31 protein-coding genes are annotated in these 19,102 nt (G+C 63.3%); 2 read left to right on the forward strand and 29 right to left on the reverse strand.

All coding sequences use genetic code 11. The features are described 5' to 3' along the window. Positions 1-127 precede the first annotated feature (127 nt). Positions 128-2,983, forward strand: a complete 2,856-nt coding sequence (gene uvrA, locus ABE957_RS13905; protein WP_349759280.1) for an excinuclease ABC subunit UvrA — start codon at positions 128-130, stop codon at positions 2,981-2,983. Positions 2,984-3,138: 155 nt separating this feature from the next. Beyond that, entirely contained in the window at positions 3,139-3,918 is a 780-nt protein-coding gene (locus tag ABE957_RS13910; RefSeq protein ID WP_349759281.1) for a hypothetical protein, read from the forward strand. Between the two features lie 85 nt (positions 3,919-4,003). Here the strand turns inward: ABE957_RS13910 and rplQ are convergent, their stop codons facing one another. The 29 genes from rplQ to tuf all read right to left on the reverse strand — a co-directional run bounded on the left by rplQ (position 4,004) and on the right by tuf (position 19,094). Continuing rightward, positions 4,004-4,387 (reverse strand): 50S ribosomal protein L17, encoded by a 384-nt coding sequence (rplQ, locus tag ABE957_RS13915; RefSeq protein WP_349759282.1) that lies wholly within the window; start codon positions 4,385-4,387, stop codon positions 4,004-4,006. 39 nt (positions 4,388-4,426) lie between these two features. Then, the gene (locus ABE957_RS13920; RefSeq protein ID WP_138181610.1) at positions 4,427-5,425 is read right to left on the reverse strand and encodes a DNA-directed RNA polymerase subunit alpha; all 999 of its coding nucleotides are present in this window, start codon (positions 5,423-5,425) and stop codon (positions 4,427-4,429) included. A gap of 83 nt (positions 5,426-5,508) precedes the next feature. Beyond that, positions 5,509-6,129: a 30S ribosomal protein S4 gene (gene rpsD, locus ABE957_RS13925; protein ID WP_089848224.1), complete on the reverse strand. Its 621-nt coding sequence runs from the start codon at positions 6,127-6,129 to the stop codon at positions 5,509-5,511. 12 nt (positions 6,130-6,141) lie between these two features. Continuing rightward, complete coding sequence (gene rpsK, locus ABE957_RS13930) at positions 6,142-6,528, reverse strand: 30S ribosomal protein S11 (RefSeq protein WP_013331014.1); 387 nt, start codon at positions 6,526-6,528, stop codon at positions 6,142-6,144. A gap of 39 nt (positions 6,529-6,567) precedes the next feature. Continuing rightward, positions 6,568-6,924, reverse strand: a complete 357-nt coding sequence (gene rpsM / locus ABE957_RS13935) for a 30S ribosomal protein S13 (RefSeq protein WP_089714381.1) — start codon at positions 6,922-6,924, stop codon at positions 6,568-6,570. Positions 6,925-7,048: 124 nt separating this feature from the next. Continuing rightward, entirely contained in the window at positions 7,049-7,162 is a 114-nt protein-coding gene (rpmJ, locus tag ABE957_RS13940) for a 50S ribosomal protein L36 (protein WP_008959154.1), read from the reverse strand. A gap of 29 nt (positions 7,163-7,191) precedes the next feature. Further along, a complete protein-coding gene (gene secY, locus ABE957_RS13945; RefSeq protein WP_071943836.1) occupies positions 7,192-8,523 on the reverse strand; it encodes a preprotein translocase subunit SecY in 1,332 nt (443 codons plus the stop codon). Next, complete coding sequence (gene rplO, locus ABE957_RS13950; protein ID WP_349759283.1) at positions 8,524-8,958, reverse strand: 50S ribosomal protein L15; 435 nt, start codon at positions 8,956-8,958, stop codon at positions 8,524-8,526. 3 nt (positions 8,959-8,961) lie between these two features. Then, positions 8,962-9,144: a 50S ribosomal protein L30 gene (rpmD, locus tag ABE957_RS13955; protein WP_040183116.1), complete on the reverse strand. Its 183-nt coding sequence runs from the start codon at positions 9,142-9,144 to the stop codon at positions 8,962-8,964. A 5-nt stretch (positions 9,145-9,149) separates the two neighbouring features. Further along, positions 9,150-9,650, reverse strand: coding sequence for a 30S ribosomal protein S5 (rpsE, locus tag ABE957_RS13960; protein ID WP_089848236.1), 501 nt, complete (start codon positions 9,648-9,650; stop codon positions 9,150-9,152). Positions 9,651-9,661: 11 nt separating this feature from the next. After that, complete coding sequence (gene rplR, locus ABE957_RS13965; RefSeq protein WP_089848238.1) at positions 9,662-10,012, reverse strand: 50S ribosomal protein L18; 351 nt, start codon at positions 10,010-10,012, stop codon at positions 9,662-9,664. Positions 10,013-10,021: 9 nt separating this feature from the next. After that, entirely contained in the window at positions 10,022-10,552 is a 531-nt protein-coding gene (rplF, locus tag ABE957_RS13970; protein ID WP_349759284.1) for a 50S ribosomal protein L6, read from the reverse strand. Between the two features lie 9 nt (positions 10,553-10,561). Beyond that, positions 10,562-10,954 (reverse strand): 30S ribosomal protein S8, encoded by a 393-nt coding sequence (gene rpsH / locus ABE957_RS13975; protein ID WP_089848240.1) that lies wholly within the window; start codon positions 10,952-10,954, stop codon positions 10,562-10,564. 32 nt (positions 10,955-10,986) lie between these two features. After that, entirely contained in the window at positions 10,987-11,292 is a 306-nt protein-coding gene (gene rpsN / locus ABE957_RS13980) for a 30S ribosomal protein S14 (RefSeq protein WP_089848241.1), read from the reverse strand. 10 nt (positions 11,293-11,302) lie between these two features. Continuing rightward, a complete protein-coding gene (gene rplE, locus ABE957_RS13985; RefSeq protein WP_349759285.1) occupies positions 11,303-11,842 on the reverse strand; it encodes a 50S ribosomal protein L5 in 540 nt (179 codons plus the stop codon). A gap of 18 nt (positions 11,843-11,860) precedes the next feature. Then, positions 11,861-12,175, reverse strand: a complete 315-nt coding sequence (rplX, locus tag ABE957_RS13990; RefSeq protein ID WP_089848243.1) for a 50S ribosomal protein L24 — start codon at positions 12,173-12,175, stop codon at positions 11,861-11,863. A gap of 14 nt (positions 12,176-12,189) precedes the next feature. Next, complete coding sequence (gene rplN / locus ABE957_RS13995) at positions 12,190-12,561, reverse strand: 50S ribosomal protein L14 (protein WP_071943813.1); 372 nt, start codon at positions 12,559-12,561, stop codon at positions 12,190-12,192. Between the two features lie 52 nt (positions 12,562-12,613). Then, the gene (gene rpsQ, locus ABE957_RS14000) at positions 12,614-12,874 is read right to left on the reverse strand and encodes a 30S ribosomal protein S17 (protein WP_071943809.1); all 261 of its coding nucleotides are present in this window, start codon (positions 12,872-12,874) and stop codon (positions 12,614-12,616) included. A 1-nt stretch (position 12,875) separates the two neighbouring features. Then, positions 12,876-13,067 (reverse strand): 50S ribosomal protein L29, encoded by a 192-nt coding sequence (rpmC, locus tag ABE957_RS14005; RefSeq protein WP_040183129.1) that lies wholly within the window; start codon positions 13,065-13,067, stop codon positions 12,876-12,878. After that, the gene (gene rplP, locus ABE957_RS14010) at positions 13,067-13,480 is read right to left on the reverse strand and encodes a 50S ribosomal protein L16 (protein WP_021819610.1); all 414 of its coding nucleotides are present in this window, start codon (positions 13,478-13,480) and stop codon (positions 13,067-13,069) included. Before rplP ends, rpmC begins: the two co-directional genes overlap by 1 nt. A gap of 15 nt (positions 13,481-13,495) precedes the next feature. After that, positions 13,496-14,194, reverse strand: a complete 699-nt coding sequence (gene rpsC / locus ABE957_RS14015; protein ID WP_089848246.1) for a 30S ribosomal protein S3 — start codon at positions 14,192-14,194, stop codon at positions 13,496-13,498. Between the two features lie 11 nt (positions 14,195-14,205). Beyond that, the gene (rplV, locus tag ABE957_RS14020; RefSeq protein ID WP_089848247.1) at positions 14,206-14,538 is read right to left on the reverse strand and encodes a 50S ribosomal protein L22; all 333 of its coding nucleotides are present in this window, start codon (positions 14,536-14,538) and stop codon (positions 14,206-14,208) included. 18 nt (positions 14,539-14,556) lie between these two features. After that, positions 14,557-14,832, reverse strand: coding sequence for a 30S ribosomal protein S19 (rpsS, locus tag ABE957_RS14025; protein WP_040183133.1), 276 nt, complete (start codon positions 14,830-14,832; stop codon positions 14,557-14,559). A 33-nt stretch (positions 14,833-14,865) separates the two neighbouring features. Then, entirely contained in the window at positions 14,866-15,696 is an 831-nt protein-coding gene (rplB, locus tag ABE957_RS14030) for a 50S ribosomal protein L2 (RefSeq protein ID WP_349759286.1), read from the reverse strand. Positions 15,697-15,713: 17 nt separating this feature from the next. Beyond that, positions 15,714-16,010, reverse strand: coding sequence for a 50S ribosomal protein L23 (gene rplW / locus ABE957_RS14035; protein WP_040183135.1), 297 nt, complete (start codon positions 16,008-16,010; stop codon positions 15,714-15,716). Further along, positions 16,007-16,615 (reverse strand): 50S ribosomal protein L4, encoded by a 609-nt coding sequence (gene rplD / locus ABE957_RS14040; protein ID WP_349759287.1) that lies wholly within the window; start codon positions 16,613-16,615, stop codon positions 16,007-16,009. Before rplD ends, rplW begins: the two co-directional genes overlap by 4 nt. 14 nt (positions 16,616-16,629) lie before the next feature. After that, positions 16,630-17,268 carry a 50S ribosomal protein L3 gene (rplC, locus tag ABE957_RS14045; protein ID WP_349759288.1) on the reverse strand — a complete coding sequence of 213 codons (639 nt, stop codon included), beginning with the start codon at positions 17,266-17,268 and terminating at the stop codon, positions 16,630-16,632. A 157-nt stretch (positions 17,269-17,425) separates the two neighbouring features. Beyond that, positions 17,426-17,737, reverse strand: coding sequence for a 30S ribosomal protein S10 (gene rpsJ, locus ABE957_RS14050; RefSeq protein WP_045990862.1), 312 nt, complete (start codon positions 17,735-17,737; stop codon positions 17,426-17,428). 163 nt (positions 17,738-17,900) lie between these two features. Beyond that, positions 17,901-19,094 (reverse strand): elongation factor Tu, encoded by a 1,194-nt coding sequence (gene tuf / locus ABE957_RS14055; RefSeq protein ID WP_349759289.1) that lies wholly within the window; start codon positions 19,092-19,094, stop codon positions 17,901-17,903. Positions 19,095-19,102: the final 8 nt, after the last annotated feature.

Below are 19,102 nucleotides of genomic sequence, written 5' to 3' on the forward strand. Positions count from 1 at the left end.
GCCCGGAGGTGGACCGCATATTCTAGCGGCTCGCCACCCCCCAGGGAAAGCCGAGGGCGGAGGCGCTTTGCCGCCGGTGCGACCCGCCCCGTATAATCGAGGTTTTGCCGCGTCCGGCGAGGTGGGAATGGACACAATTCTGGTCAGGGGTGCGCGCACCCACAACCTGAAGAACATCGACGTCGAACTGCCCCGTGACAGGCTGATCGTGGTCACCGGGCTGTCCGGTTCGGGCAAGTCGTCGCTGGCCTTCGACACCCTCTATGCCGAGGGCCAGCGCCGCTACGTGGAGTCGCTCTCCACCTACGCGCGCCAGTTCCTGTCGATGATGGAGAAGCCCGACGTCGACCACATCGAAGGGCTGTCGCCGGCGATCTCCATCGAGCAAAAGTCCACCTCCCACAACCCGCGCTCCACCGTGGGCACCATCACCGAGATCTACGACTACCTGCGCCTGCTGTTCGCCCGGGCCGGCACCCCGCGCTGCCCCGAGCACGGCGAGGACCTCGAGGCGCAGACCGTCTCGCAGATGGTCGACCAGGTGCTGGCCCTGCCCGAGGGCAGCAAGCTGATGCTGCTGGCCCCGGTGGTCAAGGGGCGCAAGGGGGAACACCTGCAGCTGCTGGCCGAGCTGCGCGCCCAGGGCTTCGTGCGCGCCATGGTCGACGGCCAGGTGCTGGAGCTCGACGACATCGCCCCGCTGGACAAGAACAAGAAGCACGACATCAGCGTGGTGGTCGATCGCATCAAGGTCCGTGAGGGACTGGCCCAGCGCCTGGCGGAATCCTTCGAGACGGCGCTGAACCTCGCCGACGGCACCGCCATGATCCACTTCATGGACGGCGAGGCGGAGGACCTGGCCTTCTCGGCACGCTTCGCCTGCCCGGTGTGCGGCTACTCCATCGCCGAGCTCGAGCCGCGCATGTTCTCCTTCAACAACCCGGCCGGTGCCTGCCCGACCTGCGACGGCCTGGGCGTGCAACAGTTCTTCGATCCCGACAAGCTGATCAGCCACCCCGAGCTCTCCCTGGCCGAGGGCGTGATCAAGGGCTGGGATCGGCGCAGCGTCTACTACTTCAACCAGCTGCAGGCCGTCGCCGACCACTATCGCTTCACCCTGGAGACGCCCTGGCAGGACCTGGCCCGCCACGAGCGCGAGGTCATTCTCCACGGCAGCGGCAGCGACGACATCGCCTTCCACTACGTCAACGACCGCGGCCGCAAGGTCACCCGCGAGCACCCCTTCGAGGGCGTGCTGCCCAACATGCAGCGCCGCTATCGCGAGACCGAGTCGAGCATGGTGCGCGAGGACCTGGCCCGCCACATCGCCGTGCAGCCCTGCCCGACCTGCCACGGCTCGCGGCTGCGCCGGGAATCGCGACACGTCTACATCGACGACAACACCCTGCCACAGCTCGTCCGACTGCCCATCGGCGAGGCGCTGGCCTACTTCGGTGCGCTCAGCCTGCCGGGGCGCCGCGGCGAGATCGCCGTGAAGATCGTCAACGAGATCCACGCGCGCCTGGAGTTCCTGGTCAACGTCGGGCTCGACTACCTGAATCTCGAGCGCAGCGCCGAGACGCTCTCCGGCGGCGAGGCCCAGCGCATCCGCCTGGCCAGCCAGATCGGCGCCGGCCTGGTCGGCGTGATGTACATCCTCGACGAACCCTCCATCGGCCTGCACCAGCGCGACAACGACCGCCTGCTGCAGACCCTGGAGCGGCTGCGCGACCTGGGCAACACCGTGATCGTGGTCGAGCACGACGAGGATGCCATTCGCGCCGCCGACCACGTGCTCGACATCGGCCCCGGGGCCGGGGTCCACGGCGGGCAGATCGTCGCCCAGGGCACGCCCCAGGACATCATGGCGACCCCCGGCTCGCTCACCGGCCAGTACCTCGCCGGCAGCCGGCGCATCGAGGTGCCGCCGTGGCGCATTCCCGGCAACCCGGAGAAGGTGGTGCGCCTCTCCGGCGCGCGGGGCAACAACCTCCAGGAGGTCACCCTGACGCTGCCGCTGGGGCTGTTCGTCTGCATCACCGGCGTCTCGGGTTCCGGCAAGTCGACGCTGATCAACGCGACGCTGATGCCCATCGCCGCCCGGGAGCTCAACCGCGCCACCTCGCTGAGCCCGGCGGACCACGATCGCCTCGAGGGTCTCGAGCATCTCGACAAGGTCATCGACATCGACCAGAGCCCCATCGGGCGCACGCCGCGCTCGAACCCGGCCACCTACACCGGCATCTTCACGCCGATCCGCGAACTGTTCGCCGGCACCCAGGAGGCGCGATCCCGGGGCTACAAGCCCGGCCGCTTCTCCTTCAACGTCAAGGGCGGTCGCTGCGAGGCGTGCCAGGGCGAGGGGATGATCAAGGTGGAGATGCACTTCCTGCCGGACATCTACGTGCCCTGCGACGTCTGCAAGGGCAAGCGCTACAACCGCGAGACCCTGGAGATCGCCTACAAGGGCAAGAGCATCCACGAGGTGCTGGAGATGACCGTCGAGGAGGCGCTGGCGTTCTTCTCGCCGGTGCCGGCCATCGCGCGCCGCCTGCAGACCCTGCTCGACGTCGGGCTCTCCTACATCCGCCTGGGGCAGAGCGCCACCACGCTCTCCGGCGGCGAGGCCCAGCGGGTCAAGCTGGCCCGCGAGCTGGCCAAGCGCGATACCGGCAAGACGCTATACATCCTCGACGAGCCGACCACCGGCCTGCACTTCGAGGACATCCGCCAGCTGCTCACGGTGCTGCACCGCCTGCGCGACCACGGCAACACCATCGTGGTGATCGAGCACAACCTGGACGTGATCAAGACCGCGGACTGGCTGATCGACCTCGGTCCCGAGGGCGGCTCCGGCGGCGGGCGGATCGTCGCCGAGGGCACGCCGGAGCAGGTGGCGCGCCACGAGGCGTCACATACCGGCCGCTTCCTGAAGCCGCTGCTCGAGCGCAGCAAGGCCGGCGACGACACCGTCCCGGCCTGACCCCGGCCTCGCGCGGCCGCCCATCGCCCCTCGCGACGGGTGGTCGCGCCCCGGGTACCCGCCGCAGGCCCCGCCCCGCGGCGAAAGCGCCAGGATGTGCTAGCTTGAGGTCAGACGCGGTCACCGCCTGTCCTGCGCGCTCCTGGAGAATGCTCATGCCCCCCGCCGCCTTCCTCTCCCGCTTCGCTCCAGCCTCGCGACTGCTCGCCGGGACGGCTCTCTGCCTGGCCCTGCCGGCCACCCAGGTCGCCGCCGCCGAGACGACGGCCACGTTCTTCCTCTGGGCCAACGATGTCGACCAGAAGCTCGTGGGCGGCACGCGGCTCGAGACCAGCAGCAAGACGCTGATCGAGAACCTGGAATTCGGCCTGATGGGCGCCCTGGTGCATCGCCGCGGCCCATGGCTTTACGGCTTCGACGCGCTCTATGCCGACGTCGGCAAGGACGGTGACGTGGACGTGCCGGTGCAGAACGACGAGCCCGACGGGCCCGACAGCATCGGCACGGCGCTGGACTTCACCAGCAAGACGACCCTGGTCCACGCCTACGTCGGCCATGAGTGGCACCGCGACCCCAACTGGGCCATCTACGCCACGGGCGGCGTTCGCTACACGCGCTTCGAGACCGAGCTCACCGTGGACACCGACACCGGGTTCGCCAAGCGCTTCGAGACCGAGGAGAACCTCACCGATGCCACCCTCGGCGTGCGCGGGCATTATGCCTATACCCCGCACTGGTCCTCGCCGTTCATCCTCGATGTCGGCACCGGCAGCACCGAGGCCACCCTGCACGCCTTCACCGGCCTCTCGTACGACTGGGGGCCCAGCAGCGTGACCGCGGCCTATCGCTACATGAAGTGGAAGCTCGAAGACAGCGACTATCTCGATCAGGTCATCTACGAGGGGCCGCTGCTGGCCTTCAGCTACCGCTTCTGAGGCCTGCCGATACCCAGGCACAAAAAAACCGGCTCCCTGGGGGAGCCGGTTTGGGTCTCGGGACGCGAGGATCACCGGACGAGGATCACTCCTCGGCGGCTTCCTCGACGACCGGACGGTCGACCAGTTCGACGAAGGCCATGGGGGCGTTGTCGCCGGTGCGGAAACCGCACTTGAGGATACGGACGTAACCGCCCGGACGCTCGGCGTAACGCGGACCCAGCTCGTTGAAGAGCTTGCCGACCGCTTCTTTGGAGCGGGTGCGGCTGAAGGCCAGACGACGGTTGGCGACGCTATCCTGCTTGGCCAGGGTGATCAGCGGCTCGATGACGCGACGCAGCTCCTTGGCCTTGGGCAGGGTTGTCTTGATCACTTCGTGCTCGACCAGCGAGACAGACATGTTCTTGAACATGGCCTGACGATGCGTGCTGGTACGATTCAGGTGACGACCACTCTTACGATGACGCATGGTTGTGATTCCTTACCAAACTGGGACTCGAGTCGAGGCTCACGCGGAGGCCTTGTCGTCCTTCAGGCTTGCCGGCGGCCAGTTCTCCAGCCGCATGCCCAGAGAAAGCCCGCGGGCGGCCAACACGTCCTTGATCTCATTCAGGGACTTCTTGCCGAGATTGGGGGTCTTCAGCAGCTCCACCTCGGTGCGCTGGATCAGATCCCCGATGTAGTAGATGTTCTCGGCCTTCAGGCAGTTGGCGCTGCGAACGGTCAACTCGAGATCGTCTACGGGGCGCAGCAGGATCGGATCGATATGATCCTCTTCCTCCACCACTTCCTGTTCCTTGTCGGCTTCCAGGTCGACGAACGCGGCCAGCTGCTCTTGCAGGATGGTGGCGCTGCGACGGATCGCCTCTTCCGGATCCAGGGTGCCGTCGGTTTCCAGGTTGATGATCAACTTGTCGAGGTCGGTGCGCTGTTCGACACGCGCGGCCTCGACCGAGTAGGAAACCCGGCGCACGGGGCTGAAGGTAGCATCCAGCTGCAGGCGACCGATGGCGCGGGACTCGTCGTCGGCCTCGCCACGGGCGTCCGCGGGCTCATAGCCGCGGCCGCGAGCGACCTTGAGCTGCATCTTCAGCTCGGATCCCTCGTTGACGTGGGCGATGACATGCTCGGGGTTGACGATCTCGACGTCGTGGTCGAGCGCGATGTCCCCTGCCGTCACGACGGCCGGCCCCTGCTTGTTCAGCGAGAGCACTGCCTCGTCGCGGCTATGCATCCGGAGCGCCACGTCCTTGAGGTTCAGGAGGATTTCGATGACATCTTCCTGGACGCCCTCGATCGCGCTGTACTCATGCTCGACGCCGGCGATCTCGGCTTCCACCACGGCACAGCCGGGCATGGACGAGAGCAGGATGCGACGCAGGGCATTCCCCAGCGTGTGGCCGAAGCCACGCTCGAAGGGCTCGAGCACGATCTTCGCGTGGTGTGCGCTGATCTCTTCGACCTTGATGTCGCGAGGACGGAGAAACTCTGTCACTGAACGCTGCATATGAACACCTATCAGGCTGCCAAACGGATTGTCGGTACTCCAGGCCGCCCCCGCGGACGAGGGCGGCACGACGCGGGCGCCGCTTACTTGGAGTACAGCTCGACGATCAGGTTTTCGTTGATGTCGGCAGACAGGTCACCGCGTTCAGGCAGGGCCTTGAAAGTGCCTTCCATCTTCTTGGCATCGGTCTCGACCCAGACCACGTCGCCGCGGTTGGCGGCGATGGCCAGGGAAGTCTGGATGCGCGCCTGGTTCTTCGCCTTCTCACGGACGGAGACCACGTCACCCGGCTTGACCTGGTAGGACGCCACGTTGACGGTCTTGCCGTTGACGGAGATCGCCTTGTGGCTGACCAGCTGACGTGACTCCGAACGCGTGGAGCCGAAGCCCATGCGGTAGACGACGTTGTCCAGTCGGGATTCGAGAAGCTGCAGCAACAACTCGCCGGTCGCGCCCTTCAGGCGGGCCGCTTCCTTGTAGTAGTTGCGGAACTGCTTCTCGAGTACGCCGTACATGCGACGTACTTTCTGCTTCTCGCGAAGCTGCAAGCCGTAGTCGGAAAGACGCTGACGGCGCTGGCCGTGCACACCCGGGATCTGCTCGGATTTGCACTTCTTCTCGAAGGGAGTGACACCGCTCTTGAGGAAGAGGTCGGTCCCCTCACGACGAGACAGTTTGCACTTCGGTCCAATGTAACGAGCCATGAATCTGTCTCCTTAAACGCGGCGTTTCTTCGGCGGACGGCAGCCATTGTGGGGAATGGGCGTCGCGTCGGTGATGCTCTGCACGCGGAAGCCGGCGGCATTAAGCGCGCGCACGGCAGATTCACGGCCAGGACCGGGGCCCTTGACCAGCACGTCGACGTTTTTCACACCATACTCGGCTGCAGCGGTCGCTGCACGCTCGCTTGCCACTTGAGCAGCGAACGGGGTGCTCTTGCGAGAACCACGAAAACCCGAACCACCGGCAGTCGCCCAGGAAAGGGCGTTGCCCTGGCGGTCTGTGATCGTAATGATCGTGTTGTTAAAAGAGGCATGGATATGCGCAACGGCATCCACAACCTGCTTTTTAACCTTTTTACGGTTGCTACGCGGGTTAGCCATGTTGATGTCTATTCCTGTCTTTACGCCAGAACGTGCGTGTTATTTGCGGATCGGCTTGCGCGGGCCCTTGCGGGTACGCGCATTGGTCTTGGTACGCTGACCACGCAGCGGAAGACCACGACGATGACGCAGACCACGATAGCAACCCAGGTCCATGAGACGCTTGATGTTCAGCGTCACATCACGACGAAGGTCGCCTTCCACGGTGTACTTGCCGACTTCAGACCGCAGGCTATCCAGATCTTCACTGGACAGTTCCTGGACCTTGGTGGTCGGCGCGATGCCGGTCGCGGCACAGATTTCCTGTGCGCGAGTACGGCCAATCCCGAAGATATAGGTCAGCGAGATCGCCGCATGCTTGTTGTCCGGGATATTGACGCCTGCAATACGGGCCATCAGCTTACTCCGAAATTTGAGCGGCTTGCTCGATTAATCATCTACAAAAGGCGCAACAGCATACCCCTTTCCTCGCTCGAGGACAAGGGGCATGCCGGCACCCGGTTCAGTGCAGCGTCGGGTATTAACCCTGGCGCTGCTTGTGCCGCGGCTCGCTGCAGATGACGCGCACGGCGCCATTGCGACGAATGATCTTGCAGTTGCGGCACATTTTCTTCACGGAAGCTCGAACTTTCATCGTTCTCTCCAAATCGCCAGCGGCGCGCCTCAGCGCATGATGCCGCCGCTACCGTAGCCTTTCAGGTTGGACTTCTTCATCACCGACTCGTACTGGTGCGACATGAGGTGCGACTGCACCTGGGCCATGAAATCCATGATGACCACCACCACGATCAGCAGCGAGGTACCGCCGAAGAAGAACGGCACGTTCCAGGCCACGATCAGGAACTGGGGCATCAGGGAAACCGCAGTGATGTAAAGCGCGCCGAACAGGGTCAAGCGGGTCATGACCTTGTCGATGTAGCGAGCGGTCTGCTCGCCGGGGCGGATGCCCGGCAGGAAGGCCCCTGACTTCTTGAGGTTGTCAGCGACATCCTTGGGGTTGAAGACCAGCGCTGTGTAAAAGAAGCAGAAGAATACCACCGCCGCGGCGAAAAGCAAGATGTAGAGCGGCTGCCCCGGGCCCAGGGCCTGAGAGGCGCTCTGCAGCCATTCCATGCCATCACCGGCCCCGACCCACTGCCCGAGCGAGGCCGGGAACAGCAGGATGCTCGAGGCGAAGATCGCCGGGATCACGCCCGCCATGTTGACCTTGAGCGGCAGGTAGCTGCTCTGGCCGGCATACATCTTGTTGCCCACCTGGCGACGCGGATAGTTCACGGTGAGGCGACGCTGGCCGCGCTCGATGAACACCACGAAGGCCACGGTGGCGATGCCCAGCACGGTCAGGGCCAGCAGCGGCAGGACGTTCCAGGCACCCTCGTTGCGGGCCAGCTCGAAGGCCTGCCCCACGGCGCCCGGAAGGCCGGCGACGATCCCCGAGAAGATCAGCAGCGAAATGCCGTTGCCGATGCCCTTCTCGGTGATCTGCTCACCCAGCCACATCAGGAACACCGCCCCGGTGACGAAGGTCACGATGGCGGTGAAATAGAAGCTGAAGTCGGCCGAGTAGGCGATCCCCTGGCTGGCGAGACCCACCGACATGCCGGTGGCCTGGACCAGAGCCAGCAGTACCGTACCGTAGCGGGTGTACTGGCTGATCTTGCGACGGCCGGCCTCACCCTCCTTCTTCAGCTGCTCGAGCTGAGGCGAGACCGCAGTCATCAGCTGCATGATGATCGACGCCGAGATGTAGGGCATGATGCCCAGCGCCATGATACTCATGCGCTCCAGGGCACCGCCCGAGAACATGTTGAACATGCCCAGGATGGTGCCCTGCTGCTCCCTGAACAAGGCAGCAAGCTGGTCAGGATTGATACCGGGAACGGGGATGTGGGCACCGATACGGTAGACCACGATGGCGAGGAGCACGAAGCGCAGACGCGCCCAGAGTTCACCCAGACCGCTACCCATCGCCGGCATGTTTCCTGACTTAGCCATTTAGTCCTCTACCTTGCCGCCGGCGGCTTCGATTGCGGCACGGGCACCCTTGGTGACCTTGATGCCGCGGACCGTGACCGCCTTGTTCAGTTCGCCGGAAAGGATCACCTTGGCATGCTTGGTGGCATCCTTGAGCACGTTGGCTTCCTTGAGGGTGTCCAGGGTGACGTCGTCACCCGCGACCCGGGCCAGTTCGGCCAGGCGGACTTCCTCGGAAACCAGCGACTTCGCGGAGGTGAAGCCGAACTTCGGCAGGCGCCGCTGCAGCGGCATCTGACCGCCCTCGAAACCGGGCTTCACGCTGCCGCCGCTGCGCGACTTCAGGCCCTTGTGGCCACGGCCGCCGGTCTTGCCCAGACCGGAGCCGATGCCACGACCGACGCGCTTCTCGGCGTGCTTGGAGCCCGGTGCCGGGCTCAGGCTATTGAGTTTCATGGATTACTCTCCCTCAACACGCACAAGGTAGTTGACCTTGTGGATCATGCCGCGGACGGCAGGGGTGTCTTCCAGCTCAACCGTGTGACCGATGCGACGCAGGCCGAGGCCGTTCATGGTGGCCTTGTGCTTGGCCAGTACGCCGATGGTGCTGCGGGTCTGGGTAACCTTGATCGTTGCTGACATGGTGCTTACCCCGTGATCGCTTCGACAGGCAGACCGCGCTTGGCGGCCACGTCTTCCGGCGACTGCAGGGAGGCCAGACCATTGACGGTCGCCCGCACCACGTTCACCGGGTTGGTGGAGCCGTAGCACTTGGCCAGGACGTTATGCACGCCAGCCAGCTCGAGCACGGAGCGCATGGCACCGCCGGCGATGATCCCGGTACCGTCGGAGGCCGGCTGCATGTACACCTTGGAGGCGCCGTGACGGGCCTTGACCGGGTACTGCAGGGTGCCACCGGTGAGGTTCACCTTGACCATGTTGCGGCGCGCCTGGTCCATGGCCTTCTGGATCGCGACCGGCACTTCACGTGCCTTGCCGCGGCCGAAGCCCACACGACCGTTACCGTCACCCACGACGGTCAGGGCGGTGAAACCGAAGATTCGGCCACCCTTGACCACCTTGGCGACACGGTTGATCTGCACGAGCTTTTCCTGCAGATCGCCGTTTTGCTGTTCGTTCTTCGCCATCGTAAAACCCTTTAGAATTCCAGGCCGCCTTCACGAGCGGCGTCAGCCAAGGCCTTCACACGACCGTGGTACTTGAAGCCGGCACGATCGAAGGCCACCTGGGTGATGCCAGCCTGCTTGGCACGTTCGGCAATCAGCGCGCCCACCTTGGAGGCGGCGTCGGCGTTGCCGGTCGCACCCTCGCGCAGGGCCTTGTCCAGCGTGGAAGCGCTGGCGAGGACCTTGCCACCATCCGGCGAGATGATCTGCGCGTAGATGTGGCGGGGGGTACGATTGACGCACAGGCGATACACGCCCAGCTCGCGGATCTTGGCGCGAGCACGGCGGGCACGACGGAGACGAGATTCTTTCTTCGCGTTCATAACCCTGCCTTACTTCTTCTTGGCTTCTTTGCGACGCACCTGCTCGTCGGCGTACCGGACACCCTTGCCCTTGTAGGGCTCGGGCGGACGGAAGGCGCGGATTTCCGCGGCACACTGGCCGAGCGCCTGCTTGTCCGCGCTCTTCAGCACGATGACGGTGTTCTTCGGCGTTTCCGCCGTGACACCTTCAGGCAGGGTGTAGTCGACCGGGTGCGAGAAGCCCAGTGTAAGATTGAGCGTCTGGCCCTTGGCCTGGGCACGATAACCGACGCCGATGATTTCGAGGGTCTTGGTGAAGCCCTCGCTGACACCGGTGACCAGGTTCTGAACCAGGGCACGGGTGGTACCGACCATTGCCCAGCTCTTCGCGCTTTCGCTCGGCTGGAAGGTCAGCTGTCCCTCTTCCTGACCGATCACCACATCGTGGTGAACGGTCATGGACAGGGTGCCCTGGCTGCCCTTGACGGACAGCTGGTCACCGTCGAGCTTGACCTCGACGCCTGCGGGCAGTTTGACCGGATATTTGGCTACGCGGGACATTCCAAACTCCTAGAATACGGTGCAGATGACTTCGCCACCGACACCCGCCTGACGAGCCGCGCGATCCGTCATCACCCCATTGGAGGTAGTGACGATGGCGACGCCCAGACCTTCGGCGACCTTCGGCAGCGCGTCCTTGCCCTTGTACTGGCGCAGGGACGGCTTGGAAACCCGCTGCAGGTGCTCGATGACCGGCTTACCCTCGAAGTACTTGAGGGTCACGGTCAGTTCGGGCTTGGCGGACTCGCTGACGGCGAAATCGCCGATGTAGCCCTCTTCCTTCAGCACGCGGGCCACCTCGACCTTCAGCTTGGAGGACGGCATGGAAACCGTCTCCTTGGTGGCCATCTGCGCATTGCGGATACGGGTAAACATATCCGCCAGAGTGTCTTGCATGCTCATTTACGTTGCGCTCCTGATGATTCTACGTGGCGTTACCAGCTGGACTTCTTGAGTCCGGGCACATCGCCACGCATGGCGGCTTCACGCAGCTTGTTGCGGCCGAGGCCGAACTTGTTGTAGTAGCCGTGCGGACGGCCGGTGATACGGCAGCGGTTGCGCTGACGCACCGGGCTGGAGTCACGCGGCAGCTGCTGCAGCTTGAGCTGCGCGTCGAAGCGCTCTTCGTCAGAAGCGTTCACGTCCTGGATAAGCGCCTTGAGCTCAGCGCGCTTGGCGGCATACTTCGCCACCAGCTTGGTGCGCTTCGCCTCACGCTCTACCATGCTTTTCTTTGCCATGATCCCACCCTTATTTCTTGAACGGGAAGTTCAGCGCGCCGAGCAGCGCACGACCTTCTTCATCGGTGTTGGCGGTGGTGGTGATGGTGACATCCAGACCACGGATCCGATCGATCTTATCATACTCGATCTCCGGGAAGATGATCTGCTCACGCACCCCCATGGAGTAGTTGCCACGACCGTCGAAGGACTTCGGGTTGAGACCACGGAAGTCACGCACGCGGGGGATCGCGATGTTCACCAGGCGATCGAGGAAGTCCCACATGCGCTCAGAGCGCAGGGTCACCTTGATCCCGATCGGCCAGCCTTCGCGCACCTTGAAGCCCGCGATGGACTTGCGTGCCTTGGTCACCAGCGGCTTCTGACCGGAGAGCTTCTCCAGGTCGCCGATGGCGTTGTCGATCAGCTTCTTGTCGCTGGTCGCCTCGCCGATCCCCATGTTCAGGGTCACCTTGGTGACCCGGGGTACCTGCATCACGTTGGCGTAGCTGAACTGCTCTTGGAGTTGAGCCACCACCTCGTTCTGATAACGTTCTTTCAAGTTCGCCATTTTGCTATCCGACTCGCGTTAGCCGTCGATCTGCGACTGCGTCGACTTGTAGATACGTACCTTGGTACCGTCTTCCTGAACCTGAAAGCCGACGCGATCCGCCTTGCCGGTCTCCTGGTTGAAGATGGCCACGTTGGACGCGTGAATCGATGCCTCGCGCTCGACGATACCGCCCTGGTTGCCCGCCATCGGGTTGGGCTTGGTGTGACGCTTGATCATGTTCACACCGGACACCACGAAACGGTTTTCGAGAACCCGCTTCACGGTGCCACGCTTGCCCTTGTCCTTGCCGGCGATGACGATGACTTCATCGTCACGTTTGATCTTTTGCATATCCGCCTCGCTCCTTACAGCACTTCAGGCGCCAAGGAAATGATCTTCATGAACTTCTCGTTGCGAAGCTCACGCGTCACCGGCCCGAAGATACGGGTACCGATCGGCTGGTCGTTGGTGTTGTTCAACAACACAGCCGCATTTCCATCGAAGCGGATCAGCGAACCGTCGTTACGACGGACGCCACTACGGGTGCGAACCACCACCGCTTTGAGGACCTGGCCCTTCTTGACCTTGCCACGCGGAATGGCTTCCTTCACCGTGACCTTGATGACGTCGCCGACTCGCGCGTAGCGGCGGTGTGAACCGCCCAGCACCTTGATGCACTGCACCCGGCGCGCTCCGCTGTTGTCGGCGACATCCAGCATTGTCTGAGTCTGAATCATCGGTTTTCTCCAAACCTAATCTGACTGCACTGGATTAACCGGCGTGAGCCGATCAACCCTTGGCCTGTTCGACGACTTCGATCAGGGTCCAGGACTTGTTCTTCGACAGCGGACGGCACTCCTGAATGGAGACCGTGTCGCCGGCCTTGGCCTGGTTCGACTCGTCGTGGGCGTGCAGCTTGGTGGAGCGCTTGACATATTTGCCGTAGATCGGGTGGCGCTCACGACGCTCGATCATGACAACGATGGACTTGTCCATCTTGTCGCTCACCACCTTGCCGGTGAGCGTACGGGCTTTCTTCTCTTCGACCATCTCAGTCACCTGCCTTCTCGTTGAGCACAGTCTTCACGCGGGCGATATCCCGACGAACCTGCTTGAGCAGATGAGTCTGGCTCAGCTGACCGGTGGCCTTCTGCATGCGCAGGTTGAACTGCTCGCGGAGGAGTTCGAAAAGCTGCTCCTGGAGCTGCTCTGCTGACTTTTCACGAATTTCCTGGGCTTTCATCACATCACCGTCCGTTTCACAAAGGTGGTGGAGACCGGGAACTTCTGGGCAGCCAGGGCGAATGCCTCGCGAGCCAGCTCCTCGGAAACGCCTTCGATCTCGTACAGGACCCGACCCGGCTGGATCTGAGCGACCCAGTACTCGACGGAGCCCTTACCCTTACCCATGCGGACTTCCAGCGGCTTCTTGGAAATCGGCTTGTCGGGGAAGACACGGATCCAGATCTTGCCGCCACGCTTGACGTGACGCGTGATGGCACGACGGCCGGCTTCGATCTGACGGGCGGTGACACGACCCCGGCCAGTGGCCTTGAGGCCATACTCGCCGAAGCTCACCTTGCTTCCGCGATGCGCCAGGCCACGGTTGCGGCCCTTCTGCATCTTGCGGAACTTCATACGCTTAGGTTGTAACATCGACTCGCTCTCCCCTTACCTGGAACCTTTCTTCTTGGAGGGTGCGGCCTGCGGCTGCTTCGCCTTGGCACGGACCTCCTCGATGCCCCCGAGGATTTCACCCTTGAAGACCCAGACCTTGACACCGATGATGCCGTAGGTGGTCTTGGCTTCGTAGGTGGCGTAGTCGATGTCCGCGCGCAGGGTATGCAGCGGGACGCGACCTTCGCGGTACCACTCGGTGCGGGCGATTTCCGCGCCGCCGAGGCGACCGGAGAGCTGCACCTTGATGCCGCCGGCGCCCAGACGCATGGCGTTCTGCACGGCACGCTTCATGGCACGACGGAACATCACGCGGCGCTCGAGCTGGCCGGCGATGTTCTGCGCGACGAGCTGGGCGTCGAGTTCCGGCTTGCGGACTTCCTCGATGTTGACGTGCACGGGCACGCCCATCATCTGAGTGACGTCACGACGCAGACGGTCGACGTCTTCGCCCTTCTTACCGATCACGATGCCCGGACGGGCGGTGTGAATGGTGATGCGGGCGTTGTTGGCCGGGCGCTCGATGGTGATCTTGCTCACGGAGGCGTTCTTGAGACGCTCTTCCAGGAAGCGACGCACTTCGAGATCGCTGTTCAGCTTGTCGGCATAAGCGCCGCGCTCGGCATACCACACCGAGGTATGGTCTTTGACGATACCCAGGCGAATGCCTGTTGGATTGACTTTCTGACCCATCTGGTCGACTCCTACTTCTCGGCTACCTTGACGGTGATGTGGCAAGTGCGCTTCAGAATGCGATCCGCACGGCCCTTGGCGCGCGGACGGATGCGCTTGAGCGTCATGCCCTCATCGACGCAGATGGTCGAGACACGCAGCTCGTCGATATCCATGCCGTTGTTTTCTTCCGCATTCGCGATGGCGGACTGCAGCACCTTCTTGACCAGCTTGGCTGCCTTCTTCGGGGAGAAGGTCAGCAGGTCGAGCGCCTCGGCGACCGGTTTATCGCGCACCTGGTCAGCCACCAAACGGGCCTTCTGGGCGGATAAACGAGCGCCACGCAGCTTTGCTGTGACTTCCATCTCTCAATCCTCTCTGGCTTACCGTTTGGCTTTCTTGTCCGCCGCATGGCCGCGATAAAGGCGGGTAGCAGCGAATTCGCCCAGCTTGTGGCCAACCATTTCCTCGGAGACGTGCACCGGGACGTGTTGGCGACCGTTATGGACAGCAATGGTGAGCCCGACCATGTTGGGCAGGATCATGGAGCGACGCGACCAGGTCTTGATCGGTTTGCGGTCGCTCTTTTCCACTGCAGTCTCAACCTTCTTCAACAGATGAAGGTCAATAAAAGGACCTTTCTTCAGTGAACGTGGCACAGCCGTTACCTCTTAATGTCTTGGCGTGGGATCTTATTTCCGGGCCTTGCGGCGGCGGATGATCAGCTTGTCGGTGCGCTTGTTCTTACGGGTCTTGTGGCCCTTGGTGGGGATGCCCCACGGAGACACCGGGTGACGACCACCGCTGCTGCGGCCTTCGCCGCCGCCGTGCGGGTGATCCACCGGGTTCATGGCCACGCCGCGAACGGTCGGACGCACGCCTCTCCAGCGCTTCGCACCGGCCTTGCCAAGTTGACGCAGGCTGTGCTCGGAGTTGCTCACTTCGCCCAGGGTTGCGCGGCACTCGGCCAGCACCTTGCGCATCTCGCCGGAGCGCAGACGCAGGGTGGCGTAGTTGCCTTCGCGAGCCACCAGCTGGGCGCTGGTACCGGCGCTGCGAGCGATCTGGGCGCCCTTGCCGGGCTTCAGCTCGATGCAGTGCACGGTAGAACCGAGCGGGACGTTGCGCAGCGGCAGCGCGTTGCCCTTCTTGATGGGCGCGTTGACGCCGGACTCGAGACGGTCGCCGGCACTCACGCCACGCGGGGCGATGATGTAGCGACGCTCGCCGTCCATGTACTTCAGCAGCGCGATGTGGGCGCTACGGTTCGGGTCATGCTCCAGGCGCTCGACGACGGCCGGAATGCCATCCTTGGTGCGCTTGAAATCGATGATCCGATAGTGATGACGATGACCACCGCCCACGTGGCGGGTGGTGATGCGACCGTAGTTGTTACGCCCACCGGACTTGGACTGCTTCTCGAGCAGCGGCGCGTACGCGCGGCCCTTGTGCAGTTCCTCACCAACGATCTTGACGACGTGGCGACGACCGGCGGATGTGGGTTTAGTCTTGACGATTGCCATGATCCGTACTCCTGCCCTTATTCGGCGCCAGAGAAGTCTTCAAGCGTCTCGCCGGCGGCCAGTGTCACGTACGCCTTGCGATAACCCTTGCGCTGACCCAGACCCTGCGCGGTGCGCTTGGTCTTGCCCTTCATGTTCAGCACCTGAACACGGTCGACCTTCTTGCCGAACAGCTCCTGCACGGCAGCCTTGATCTCGGGCTTGGTCGCGTCGCTTGCCACCTTGAACACGTACTGGTTGCGCTCGGCGGCCATGGCGGCCTTCTCGGTCACGTGCGGACCGAGCAGAACCTTGAATACACGTTCCTGGTTCATGCCAGCTTCTCCTCGAATTTACGCAGAGCGGAGACGGTGACCAGCACCTTGTCGAAGGCGACCAGGCTCACCGGATCAGCGGCGGCGACGTCCACCACATCCACGTTCGGGATGTTGCGGGCGGCGAGGTACAGATTCTCGTCGACCTCTTCGGTGACGATCAGCACCTTCTCCAGACCCAGCTCCTCGAGCTTGGCGACCAGCTGCTTGGTCTTGGGTGCTTCGACGGCGAAGGCCTCGACGGCCACCAGACGCTCCTGACGGACCAGCTCGGAGAGGATCGAGCGCATGGCCGCACGGTACATCTTGCGGTTGACCTTCTGGGAGTGGTCCTGGGGACGCGCCGCAAAGGTCACACCGCCGCCGCGCCAGATCGGCGAGCGGATGGTACCGGCACGGGCACGACCGGTGCCCTTCTGGCGCCACGGCTTCTTGCCACCGCCACGCACGTCGGAACGATTCTTCTGGGCACGAGTACCCTGGCGACCACCGGCCAGATAGGCGGTGACGACCTGGTGCACCAGGGCCTCATTGAATTCTTTGCCAAAGGTGGCATCGGCTACTTCGACAGCACCGGCGCCTGCACCTGCAAGATTCAGATTCATCGGTAAGTTCCCCTTCAGCCTGCTTTGACGGCGCTGCGCACGATGACATCACTGCCGGTAGCGCCAGGCACGGCACCCTTGATCAGCAGCAGATTGCGTTCGGCGTCGACACGGACGACTTCCAGGCTCTGCACGGTGCAGCGAGCATTGCCCATCTGGCCGGCCATCTTCTTGCCCTTGAACACGCGGCCCGGCGTCTGACACATGCCGATGGAACCCGGTGCGCGGTGGGCCAGGGAGTTACCGTGGCTGTTGTCCTGGGTGCGGAAGTTCCAGCGCTTGACGGCGCCCTGGAAACCCTTGCCCTTGGAGGTGCCGGTCACGTCGATCATCTGACCAGCTTCGAAGAGGGATACGGTGAGTTCGCCGCCCACATCCGGAGCCTCGTCACCTGCTGCCAGGCGGAACTCCATCAGCGAACGACCGGCCTCAACACCTGCCTTGGCGAACTGCCCAGCTTGGGCTTTCGACAGATGCTTGGCCTTGCGGGAGCCAGTTGTCACCTGAACCGCGGCGTAGCCGTCGGACTCGACGGACTTGACGCGAGTCACACGGTTAGGTTCAACCTCGATCACGGTCACGGGCACGGATGCACCGTCTTCGGTGAAGACGCGGGTCATACCGGCCTTCCTACCGACTAAACCGATAGTCATTCTCAGTCTCCTATAGTGTACGGGGCTATCACCCGCTATGGCTGCCCTTTCCAGAGCATTCCACTAGCACGTTGTGTGGCGCCATCCCGGCGCGGCGGCTGCTGGACACCTTCCTGAGGAGAGGGCGAACGCTGGGCCGCGAGTGTCTAGTGTGGTATCAGTCGAGCTTGATCTGCACGTCAACGCCGGCGGCGAGGTCGAGCTTCATCAGGGCATCAACGGTCTTTTCGGTGGGCTCGACGATATCGAGCACCCGCTTGTGGGTACGAATCTCGTACTGATCGCGCGCGTCCTTGTTGACGTGCGGAGACACCAGCACGGTGTAACGCTCGCGATTGGTCGGCAGAGGAATCGGACCACGGACCTGGGCGCCGGTACGCTTGGCGGTTTCTACGATCTCCGCGGCGGACTGGTCGATCAGGCGATGGTCGAAGGCCTTCAACCTAATGCGAATCTTCTGGTTCTGCATTTGCCCTAACTCCAATGGATTCTGACGGCGCGAGCCGTCAACCCACGCATTCAAAGGATGCGCATTATAGGCACGCCGGCAGTGAGAGTCAAACACTCACTTCCGGTGCGCAGAAAGGGGGCTCCTGGCGGAGCCCCCTTCGATCGATCAAGCGGCGAAGCGCTTACTCGATGATCTTGGCCACGACGCCGGCGCCGACGGTACGACCGCCTTCGCGGATGGCGAAGCGCAGGCCGTCGTCCATGGCGATCGGAGCGATCAGGTTGACGACCATCTTGACGTTGTCGCCCGGCATGACCATCTCGACGCCTTCCGGCAGCTCACAGGTACCGGTGATGTCGGTGGTACGGAAGTAGAACTGCGGACGGTAGCCCTTGAAGAACGGAGTGTGACGACCACCCTCGTCCTTGGACAGCACGTACACCTCAGCCTCGAACTTGGTGTGCGGGGTGATGGTGCCCGGCTTGGCCAGGACCTGGCCACGCTCGACGTCGTCACGCTTGGTGCCGCGCAGCAGCGCGCCGACGTTCTCACCGGCACGACCTTCGTCGAGCAGCTTGCGGAACATCTCGACGCCAGTGACGACGGTCTTGACGGTGTCCTTGATACCGACGATCTCGACTTCTTCGCCAGCCTTGACCACGCCGCGCTCGACGCGACCGGTGACCACGGTGCCGCGGCCAGAGATGGAGAAGACGTCCTCGATCGGCATCAGGAACGGCTGGTCGATGGCACGCTCCGGCTCCGGAATGTACTCGTCCAGGGCCTTGATCAGGTTGGCAACGGCGGTGGTACCCATGCCGTTGTCGTCCTTGCCTTCCAGGGCCATCAGGGCGGAACCGGTGATGATCGGGGTGTCGTCGCCCGGGAAGTCGTACTCGTCGAGGAGTTCACGAACTTCCATCTCGACCAGCTCCAGGAGCTCCTCGTCATCGACCATGTCAGCCTTGTTCAGGAACACGACGATGAACGGAACGCCAACCTGGCGAGACAGCAGGATGTGCTCGCGAGTCTGCGGCATCGGGCCGTCGGCAGCGGAACAGACCAGGATCGCGCCGTCCATCTGGGCGGCACCGGTGATCATGTTCTTGACGTAGTCGGCGTGACCCGGGCAGTCGACGTGCGCGTAGTGACGCGTCTCGGACTGGTACTCCACGTGAGAGGTGGCGATGGTGATACCGCGCTCACGCTCTTCCGGGGCGTTGTCGATGGCGTCGAACTCGCTCCAGTCACCGCCGAACACCTCGGCAGAAACGCGAGTCAGGGCCGCAGTCAGCGTGGTCTTGCCGTGGTCGACGTGACCGATGGTACCGACGTTGACATGCGGTTTGGAACGTTCAAATTTTGCCTTAGCCACTGCTATAA

It is taken from the genome of Halomonas pelophila, assembly GCF_040196315.1.
Classification (GTDB): domain Bacteria; phylum Pseudomonadota; class Gammaproteobacteria; order Pseudomonadales; family Halomonadaceae; genus Halomonas; species Halomonas pelophila.